The organism is Microbacterium sp., from assembly GCF_031988965.1.
Classification (GTDB): domain Bacteria; phylum Actinomycetota; class Actinomycetes; order Actinomycetales; family Microbacteriaceae; genus Microbacterium.
In genome coordinates this window covers 1-9154 of sequence record NZ_DALZXX010000115.1, presented here as the reverse complement: position 1 = coordinate 9154, position 9154 = coordinate 1, and the positions used below count along the sequence as shown (strand labels likewise).

The window sequence follows — 9154 nt, the reverse complement described above, 5'->3', positions numbered from 1 at the left end:
CGACATCGCGGCGGCCGACCCTCCTCACCTCGTCGCCGGAGACGCGATCGACCACCTCGAGGCACTCGCCGCGCGTGCGCCGCAGGATGCGACCCTCGTCGTCACGACGCCGGGAGTGCTCGTCCACATCCCCCGCGAGACTCGTCAGGCGCTCGTCGATCGCATCCGTCGACTGCCGGCGCGCTGGGTCACGATCGATCCGCCCGCGCTGCTCGACGTGTGGGAGCCGGCGATCGACGCCGACACCTGGCCCGATTTCGTGGTCGCGCTCGACGGACGCGTGCGCGCCTCGGCCGATCCACTAGGGCGATCGTGGGAGTGGCGCGCCGCCGCGGGCGTCTGATCGATTTACTCTGATCTCATGCTGGGAGAGATGACCGAGCGCGATCGCGCCATCTTCGCGCTGGAGACCGCCTGGCCGCGGCACAGCGGCGCGAAGGAGGAGGTCATCCGCGCGCAGCTCGGCATGAGCTCGGCCCGCTACTACCAGCTGCTCGGCCGCCTCATCGAGTCGGACGTCGCGCTCGAGTACGACCCCATGCTCGTGGGCCGGCTCCGCCGCATCCGCGATGCGCGCGCGATGCGCCGGTCGACTCGGACCCCGGGCTTCGTCGGCTGACCGACCTGCGGGAATCGGCTGCGCCGCGCGGTCGGGCGTGGCGCGGATGTCCAGGCCGGTGCCAGTAGCATCGAGGGGTGTCAAAGCCCATCCGAGACCGATTCGACGACGTGCCCCGTTCTTCCGGACGTGTGGGCGCGCACCGCGCCGAAGCCCCCGGCATGAACGGGTGGGTGGTGCTGCTGTGGTCGTTCGTCGCCGCTCTGGTGCTCGTGGTCGCAGGCATCTTCGGCTCTCTCATCGTGATGGGACGCATCACGCCGTTCCCCGAGGCGGCGCCCACGCTCACCCCGATCCCCGAGGAGACGGGCGTGATCGACACGTCCTATTCGGTGATGATCCTCAACGCCACCGCTGACGAGGGCCTCGACGAGGACATGCGCGCGGTGCTGATCAACAACGGATGGCCGGCCGAGACCGTCTTCGCCAGCGACAGCACGAGCGAGGACTTCACGACCACCACGGTCTACTACGTCGCCGCCGAGGACGAACTCGCGGCGATCGGACTGGCGGGACTCATCGGCGGCGCCGATGTGCAGCAGAGCGACTTCTACCTCGGCGAGACCGAGGAGGGGCAGAAGCAGCTCACCGTCGTGATCGGCCTCGACCGGGTCTCGGGCGCCGCGACCGACGTCGAGGAGACGCCCGCTCCGTAGTACCTCCTGCAGCTTGCACTCGATGGGGTCGAGTGCCAGAATGGCGTTAGCACTCTCTCACTCTGAGTGCTAAACCCAACGTCTACGTCCAGGAGGGACGACAAAACTCATGGCAAAGATCATCGCTTTCGATGAGGAGGCCCGCCGCGGCCTCGAGCGCGGCCTCAACATCCTCGCCGACGCCGTCAAGGTGACGCTCGGCCCGCGCGGTCGCAACGTCGTGCTCGAGAAGAAGTGGGGCGCTCCCACGATCACGAACGACGGTGTGTCGATCGCCAAGGAGATCGAGCTGGACGACCCGTACGAGAAGATCGGCGCGGAGCTCGTCAAGGAGGTCGCCAAGAAGACCGACGACGTCGCCGGCGACGGAACCACCACCGCCACCGTGCTCGCTCAGGCACTCGTCCGCGAGGGTCTGCGCAACGTCGCGGCCGGCGCTGACCCCATCTCGCTCAAGCGCGGCATCGAGAAGGCCGTCGCAGCGATCACCGAGGAGCTGCTCGCCAGCGCCAAGGAGATCGACTCCAAGGAGCAGATCGCCGCCACGGCATCCATCTCCGCAGCTGACCCCGCGATCGGCGAGCTCATCGCCGAGGCGATCGACAAGGTCGGCAAGGAAGGCGTCGTCACCGTCGAGGAGTCGCAGACCTTCGGCACCGAGCTCGAGCTCACCGAGGGCATGCGCTTCGACAAGGGCTACCTCAACCCGTACTTCGTGACGGACCCGGAGCGCCAGGAAGCGGTCTTCGAAGACCCGTACATCCTCATCGCGAACCAGAAGGTCTCCAACATCAAGGACCTCCTGCCGATCGTCGACAAGGTGATCCAGGACGGCAAGGAGCTCGTCATCATCGCCGAGGACGTCGAGGGCGAGGCTCTCGCGACTCTCGTGCTCAACAAGCTCAAGGGCATCTTCAAGTCGGTCGCCGTCAAGGCTCCCGGCTTCGGCGACCGTCGCAAGGCGCAGCTGCAGGACATCGCGATCCTCACCGGTGGTCAGGTCATCACCGAAGAGGTCGGCCTGAAGCTCGAGAACGCCACGCTCGACCTGCTGGGTCGTGCACGCAAGGTCATCGTCACCAAGGACGAGACCACGATCGTCGAGGGTGCCGGCGAGGCCGACCAGATCGAGGGTCGCGTCACGCAGATCCGTCGCGAGATCGAGAACACCGACAGCGACTACGACCGTGAGAAGCTGCAGGAGCGTCTCGCCAAGCTCGCCGGTGGCGTCGCCGTCATCAAGGCCGGTGCAGCGACCGAGGTCGAGCTCAAGGAGCGCAAGCACCGCATCGAGGACGCCGTTCGCAACGCGAAGGCGGCCGTCGAAGAGGGCATCGTCCCCGGTGGTGGCGTCGCGCTGATCCAGTCGGGCACCAAGGCTCTCGACGCTCTGTCGCTCTCGGGCGACGAGGCGACCGGTGCGAACATCGTTCGCGTCGCGATCGAGGCTCCGCTGAAGCAGATCGCTCTGAACGCCGGTCTCGAGCCGGGCGTCGTCGCGAACAAGGTCGCCGAGCTCCCCTCGGGCCAGGGCCTCAACGCGGCATCGGGCGAGTACGTCGACATGTTCGCCGCAGGAATCATCGACCCGGCGAAGGTGACCCGCTCGGCGCTGCAGAACGCAGCCTCGATCGCGGCTCTCTTCCTCACCACCGAGGTCGTCGTGGCTGACAAGCCCGAGAAGGCTGCAGCTCCGATGGGCGACCCGTCGGGCGGCATGGACTTCTGATCCCTCTGCAGCATCAGGGACTCCGGTCCTGACACAGAAACGCCCCGACTTCGGTCGGGGCGTTTCTGCGTGTCCGCGCGGTGTCTCTGCGGTCGGCGGAGCGGCGCGGTGCGGTTCGGAGCTCAGCGGAACAGGCTCGCCGAGTACTGGTCCGCGTCGGCGTACTGCGTGGCCGCGCTGCCCAGCCCCGTGCCGATCGATTCGAGCGCCTGCTCGACGTGGATCTGCGCCCCTCGCCACTGCTCTGCGCAGGACTGGAACGCGTTCGAGGCGGTGCCCACCCAGGTCGACTGCAGCTGTGTGAGCTGGGCCATGAGGGTCGCGGCCTCGGCGCGCAGGCGCTCCATGGTGGCGAGAGCGGAGCCGTGCGCGGCGCCGACGGCTTCGGTGTCAACGGTGAAGACGGACATGAGAACTCCTTTGTCGATGGGGTTCCGACGGTACGAGAATCCCGGCGCGCGAGGTCACCGTGCGACGGCGGGCGACCGTCCGGTGTGCACAACAGGCGGCCGTGCGGGTCCGTGCAGAGAGAGGCTCAGAGGTCGAGCGGCTCGAGGGGCTGCGTGTCCTCGAGCAGGTGGGCGGGTGTGGCACGGGAAGGAGCCAGGGGGAACGTGACGGTGAAGGTCGCCCCGCCACCCGGCGTCTCCGAGACCTCGACGCTGCCGTGCAGAGCCTTCACGATCGACGCCACGATCGCGAGTCCCAGACCCGAGCCGCCGGTCTCGCGGGCGCGAGACGTGTCAGCGCGCCAGAAGCGCTCGAAGATCTGCTCGCGGATCTGCGGGGGGATGCCCTCGCCGTGGTCGACGATCGAGATGCTGCCCGTGCCGCGCACCCGGTCGGCGTCGACGACGAGCTCGATCGGGCTCTCTTCGGGTGAGAAGCGCCGTGAGTTGCCCAACAGGTTCGTCACCACCTGACGGACCTTGTTCTCCTCGCCGAGGATGATCGGGGGAGTCCGCACCGGGATGTCGGTGGCCTCGGTGAAGTCGATCGCGGGTACCTTCTCAGCCCCGCGAGGGCGACGCCGGAGCCGAGACAGCGTGCCGCGTGACAGGCCGCGCGGCGCAGGCTGCGGTGTCTCGGGCGCCACGGGGGTGGGGCGGGTCGTGACGTCGATCAGCGGGGCCTCGACCGTGCGGTCGACGACCGACACAGTACGGGCCGGAGCGGCGGCACGCAGATCGAGCGCGGCGTCGCGCGCGATCGGGCGCAGGTCGAGCGGCTCGATCTCGGGCTCGCGCTCCTCGTCGAGTCGGGCGAGTGCGAGAAGGTCCTCGACGAGCACGCCCATGCGGATCGCCTCCTTCTCGATGCGCTCCATCGCTCGGGCGGTGTCCTCCTCGCCCTTGATCGCGCCCATGCGGTAGAGCTCGGCGTATCCGCGCACGCTCACGAGCGGGGTGCGCAGCTCATGGCTCGCGTCGCCGATGAACCGCCGCATGTGCCGCACGGTGCGATCCCGCTGTGCCAGCGAGCCGTCGACCCTGTCGAGCATCGTGTTGATGGCGTAGTTGAGGCGTCCGACCTCGGTCGTCGGCTCGAGGTCGGTCAGCCGTTGGCTGAAGTCGCCGGCGGCGATCGACATGGCCGTCGATTCGACCTGCCCGAGTCGTCGGAAGGTGAGTGTCACCAGCCCCCGAGTGAGCAGCGCCGCCAGCAGGATCGTGACGAGCGCGACCGTGATGTAGATGCCGAAGTACTGGCTGATGATCCGGTCGGCGGAATCGAGGGGCATCGCGACCACCTGGATGCGCAGCGAGCCGCCGCCCTCACCGGGCAGGCTCGCGACCGCCGCGCGGAAGCTCGCGCCCTTCGTCCCGTCGAGAGTGAAGGTGCTGTCGATCTTCGCCTGCGCCTCGAGCAGGGTGAACGTCGAGGGGAACAGCGGCGAGCCGTTCGCCGAGGCGCCGGTCGTGGTCTGCAGAACGCCCTCGCCGTCGTAGATCGCGACGAAGAAGTCGCGCGGTGACTCCTTGGGTGTGTAGTGCGTCTCGCCGTCGACCATCGCCACGTCGAAGTAGCGGTCAGCGAGGTCGGCCGAGACGAGCGCGGGCAGCTGCGACTCGATGTTGCTGACGAGCGCGTTGCGCAGGATCGGCACGGTTCCGACTCCCGCCGCGAGCAGGCCGAGCGCGAGCACGGCCACCGTCACGCCGGTGACCTTGGCGCGCAGGCTGATCGCCCGCCACCAGCGGGTGACCGCGTCGGGCTTGCGCGCCATGCGGTCCTCCTCGAGACGGATGCTGTGCGGTGTCGGTGTTCTGAGTTGTCGGTGTTACTTGCCGACCTTGAGCATGTACCCGAATCCGCGCTTGGTCTGGATCACCGACTCCTCGGTGTGCGGATCGATCTTGCGGCGCAGATACGAGATGTAGCTCTCGACGATGCCCGCGTCGCCGTTGAAGTCGTACTCCCACACGTGGTCGAGGATCTGAGCCTTCGACAGCACGCGATTGGGGTTGAGCATGAGGTAGCGCAGCAGCTTGAACTCGGTCGGGCTGAGCTCGATCGGCTCCTTGCCGACGTGCACGTCGTGAGTGTCCTGATCCATCGACAGCTCGCCGGCGCGGATGATCGACTCCTCGTCGGCCTGCATCGTGCGGCGCAGGATCGCCTGCGCGCGTGCGACGATCTCGTCGAGGCTGAACGGCTTGGTGACGTAGTCGTCGCCACCCGCGTTGAGTCCCTCGATCTTGTCGTCGGTGCCGTCCTTCGCGGTGAGGAACAGGATCGGAGCGGTGAATCCCGCTCCGCGCAGACGCTTGGTCACGCTGAACCCGTTCATGTCGGGGAGCATGACGTCGAGGATGATGAGGTCGGGCTCCTCCTCCAGCACGGCGGAGATGGTGGCCGCGCCGTTGGCGACCGTCTTCACCTGGAAGCCCGCGAAGCTCAGGCCCGTGGACAGCAGGTCGCGGATGTTCGGCTCGTCGTCGACGACCAGGATGCGCGCATCAGTCATGACCCCATTATGGTGACTCCGTCGATGGGAATGCTGGTGATCCGTCGGAGCGGCGAGTACGCCGAGGGCGAAGCGCGGGGTGCGACGGCGCTGTGGAGGCGGCGCGAGGCGGTCAGGCCGCGATCGCGTCGGCATCCATGATCGTGTAGCTGTACCCCTGTTCGGCGAGGAACCGCTGGCGGTTCTGCGCGTAGTCCTGATCGATCGTGTCGCGCGCGACCAGCGTGTAGAAGCTCGCCGTGTGCCCGGACTTCTTGGGCCGCAGCAGGCGTCCGAGCCGTTGCGCCTCCTCCTGCCGGGAGCCGAACGAGCCGGACACCTGGATGGCCACGGAGGCCTCGGGCAGATCGATCGAGAAGTTCGCCACCTTCGACACCACGAGTACCGGGATCTCACCCTCGCGGAACGCCTGGTACAGCTGTTCGCGTTCGTCCACCGGGGTGGCTCCCGTGATCTGCGGAGCGTTCAGCGACTGCGACAGGGAGTCGAGCTGGTCGAGGTACTGGCCGATCACGAGGATCCGCTCGTCCTCGTGCTTCGCGATGAGTTCGCGCACGGCCTGGATCTTGGCGGGGGCCGACGCCGCGAGGCGGTAGCGCTCGTCGTCGGTCGCCGCGGCGTACTCGAGGCGGTCGCTCGGCGGCAGGTCGACGCGCACCTCGTAGCAGACGGCGGGGGAGATGAACCCCTGCGCTTCGATCTGCTTCCACGGTGCGTCGAACCGCTTGGGGCCGATCAGGCTGAAGACATCGCCTTCGCGGCCGTCTTCGCGGACGAGCGTCGCGGTGAGTCCGATGCGACGACGGGCCTGCAGATCGGCGGTGAGCTTGAAGACGGGAGCGGGCAGCAGGTGCACCTCGTCGTAGACGATCAGACCCCAGTCGAGCGCATCGAGCAGCGCCAGGTGCGCGTACTCGCCCTTCCGCTTCGCCGTGAGGATCTGGTAGGTCGCGATCGTGACCGGCTTGACCTCCTTGGCCTGACCCGAGTACTCGCCGATCTCCTCGGGCGTCAGGCTCGTGCGCTTCAGGAGCTCGTCGCGCCACTGGCGCGCGGACACGGTGTTCGTCACGAGGATCAGGGTCGTCGTCTTGGTCGCGGCCATCGCGCCGGCGCCGACGATCGTCTTGCCGGCGCCGCAGGGCAGCACCACGACGCCGGAGCCGTCCTTCGAGAAGGCATCCACGGCATCCTGCTGGTACGGGCGGATCTGCCAGCCGTCCTCAGCCAGCTCGATCTCGTGAGGAGTGCCGGGGGTGTAGCCGGCGAGGTCCTCGGCCGGCCAGCCGATCTTCAGCAGCTCCTGCTTGATCTGGCCGCGCGCCCAGGCGTCGACGATGAAGGACTCGGGTGTCGGGTGCCCGAGGAGCAGAGGCTGGATGCGCTTGTTGTTCGCCACCTGCGTGAGCACGGCCGGGTCGCTCGAGCGCAGGATCAGGGTTCCCTCTTCGTCGCGCTCGATCACGAGGCGCCCGTAGCGGTTGACGGTCTCGCGCAGATCGACCGAGACCGACGGCGGCACGGGGAAGCGCGACCAGCGATCGAGGGTCTCGAGCATGTCCTCGGCCGTGTGGCCGGCGGCACGGGCGTTCCAGAGTCCCAGGCGGGTGATCCGGTAGGTGTGGATGTGCTCGGGTGCGCGCTCGAGTTCCGCGAAGATCGCCAGCTCGTGGCGGGCGCTCTCGGCGTCGGCGTGCGCGACCTCGAGCAGCACGGTGCGGTCGCTCTGGACGATCAGGGGGCCATCAGACATAGCTGTCCAGTTTACTGCTCGATCACGGTGGCGGCGCGGATGCTCGACACCGGCAACGTGCGCTCGACGTCGGCCGCGCGGTCCCTGCCTCGGAGACGTCCGCCGCCGAGACCGGTCGCCTCGAGCAGCAGATCGCGCGTCGAGCCGTCGGGCATCCCGATCGTCACTCGAAGCGTGGCGCGCGATCGCACGGCCGCCTCGAGTTCGCGATCGAGCCAGGCCGCGTCGGCATCCGGTCCCTGGTGCGACCGCAGTGCGGCGATCAGCGGGGCGAAGTCGACGGGCCTCGGCGGAGCGGGGTCTGCCGCCGGGTTGCGCTCCCCGGTCAGTGCTGTGCCCTGTTCGTCGACGAGTGTCGCCGGGTACCGGGCATCCACCAGCGCCCAGTAGACGGTGTCGCGGCCGACGCGGGTGGTGAGCGAGCCGACATGCGCGGAGAGTCCGAGCGGTCGCAGTGTCTGATCGACCGACATCGCGTCGAGCAGGGTGCTGTCGGCACTCTCGATGCGTGTGCGCCCGGTCTCGGAATCCGTCGACACCCGCACGAGCCCGTGGCGCTGCGCCGTCTGGGTCACGAGATATCGGAGCGGCTGCGGGATGCCGGTGAGCGAGACGCCCTCGAGGAACTCGACGATCGACTCCTCGGTCTCGCCCGCGACGAGCGCCCTCGCGACGGACTCCTGGGAGAACCGGTACGACGATGCCTGCGCGGCGGATTCGCGGGCGGCGATGGTGCGCAGCCGCACATCGAGCGCCGGCGCGAGGGGCCCCGGAGCGATCGCGCTCAGGTCGTTCTGGAGGAAGACGCGGTCGACCTCGCTGGGCAGCAGCAGAGTGAGCGGCCCCGGATCGATCGGCTCGCCGTGGCGCACCGTCATCGCCCAGGACGGCTCACTGTCGTCGTCGGCGCGGAGACCGAGAAGCCGGGCGCGTTCGAGCAGCGCCGCGCTGCGCTCGGGCCAGGACGCGTCCCAGGGGTGCGCGTGGGTCCAGCCGGAGGTCGGGATCCATCCGCTGCCGTGATCGCGCACGCCGCGGGGCAGTGCATCGCGGTGGCCCGAGACCAGGGCGCTCCACCTGTCGGCGACCGAGGAGCGCAGCCATGCCTCCGCGCTGACGGTCGTGCGCAGACGGCGGTCATCGACCGTCATCAATCCTGCGGTCGTGGCGATGGCGACGAGTGCGTCGAGCGTGTCGGCATCGAGCCCCGCCTCGCCGAGCTGCCGCTTCTCGCCCGCGCTGAGAGTGCCGCCGGTGAGCAGGGTGAAGGGCCGGTCGCGTGCCAGCAGGAGAAGATCTGCCACGGACGACACCGTGGTGAACGCCCGCTCCGCCGCGTGCGCCTCTGCGGTCTCGTCCGCGGCGACGGGTGCCGCGGGGTCGACAGCGGCAGGCGCAGGGCGCTCGGCGACGGCCGTCGCCACCGCCG

At 68.8% G+C, this 9154-nt stretch carries 9 protein-coding genes; 4 read left to right on the top strand and 5 right to left on the bottom strand.

The window, feature by feature from the left end:
• The 4 genes from RTM68_RS14655 to groL form a co-directional block, all read left to right on the top strand.
• A partial coding sequence (locus RTM68_RS14655; RefSeq protein WP_312172247.1) for a DUF2332 family protein occupies window positions 1-343 on the top strand: 343 nt, incomplete at its 5' end.
• A gap of 18 nt (window positions 344-361) precedes the next feature.
• Window positions 362-619: a DUF3263 domain-containing protein gene (locus tag RTM68_RS14650; protein ID WP_312172244.1), complete on the top strand. Its 258-nt coding sequence runs from the start codon at window positions 362-364 to the stop codon at window positions 617-619.
• Window positions 620-696: 77 nt separating this feature from the next.
• Window positions 697-1275 (top strand): LytR C-terminal domain-containing protein, encoded by a 579-nt coding sequence (locus RTM68_RS14645; RefSeq protein WP_312172241.1) that lies wholly within the window; start codon window positions 697-699, stop codon window positions 1273-1275.
• 109 nt (window positions 1276-1384) lie between these two features.
• Window positions 1385-3004 (top strand): chaperonin GroEL, encoded by a 1620-nt coding sequence (gene groL, locus RTM68_RS14640; RefSeq protein WP_194763698.1) that lies wholly within the window; start codon window positions 1385-1387, stop codon window positions 3002-3004.
• A 122-nt stretch (window positions 3005-3126) separates the two neighbouring features.
• Here groL and RTM68_RS14635 read toward each other — a convergent pair whose 3' ends face one another.
• The 5 genes from RTM68_RS14635 to RTM68_RS14615 form a co-directional block, all read right to left on the bottom strand.
• Window positions 3127-3414, bottom strand: coding sequence for a WXG100 family type VII secretion target (locus tag RTM68_RS14635; protein WP_312172238.1), 288 nt, complete (start codon window positions 3412-3414; stop codon window positions 3127-3129).
• A gap of 125 nt (window positions 3415-3539) precedes the next feature.
• Complete coding sequence (locus RTM68_RS14630) at window positions 3540-5231, bottom strand: HAMP domain-containing sensor histidine kinase (protein ID WP_312172235.1); 1692 nt, start codon at window positions 5229-5231, stop codon at window positions 3540-3542.
• A 54-nt stretch (window positions 5232-5285) separates the two neighbouring features.
• The gene (locus RTM68_RS14625; protein WP_096714949.1) at window positions 5286-5972 is read right to left on the bottom strand and encodes a response regulator transcription factor; all 687 of its coding nucleotides are present in this window, start codon (window positions 5970-5972) and stop codon (window positions 5286-5288) included.
• Window positions 5973-6084: 112 nt separating this feature from the next.
• On the bottom strand, window positions 6085-7725 hold the full coding sequence (locus RTM68_RS14620; RefSeq protein ID WP_312172230.1) for a DNA repair helicase XPB: 1641 nt from the start codon (window positions 7723-7725) through the stop codon (window positions 6085-6087).
• A gap of 11 nt (window positions 7726-7736) precedes the next feature.
• On the bottom strand, window positions 7737-9154 hold a 1418-nt coding region (locus RTM68_RS14615; protein ID WP_312172228.1), incomplete at its 5' end, for a helicase-associated domain-containing protein.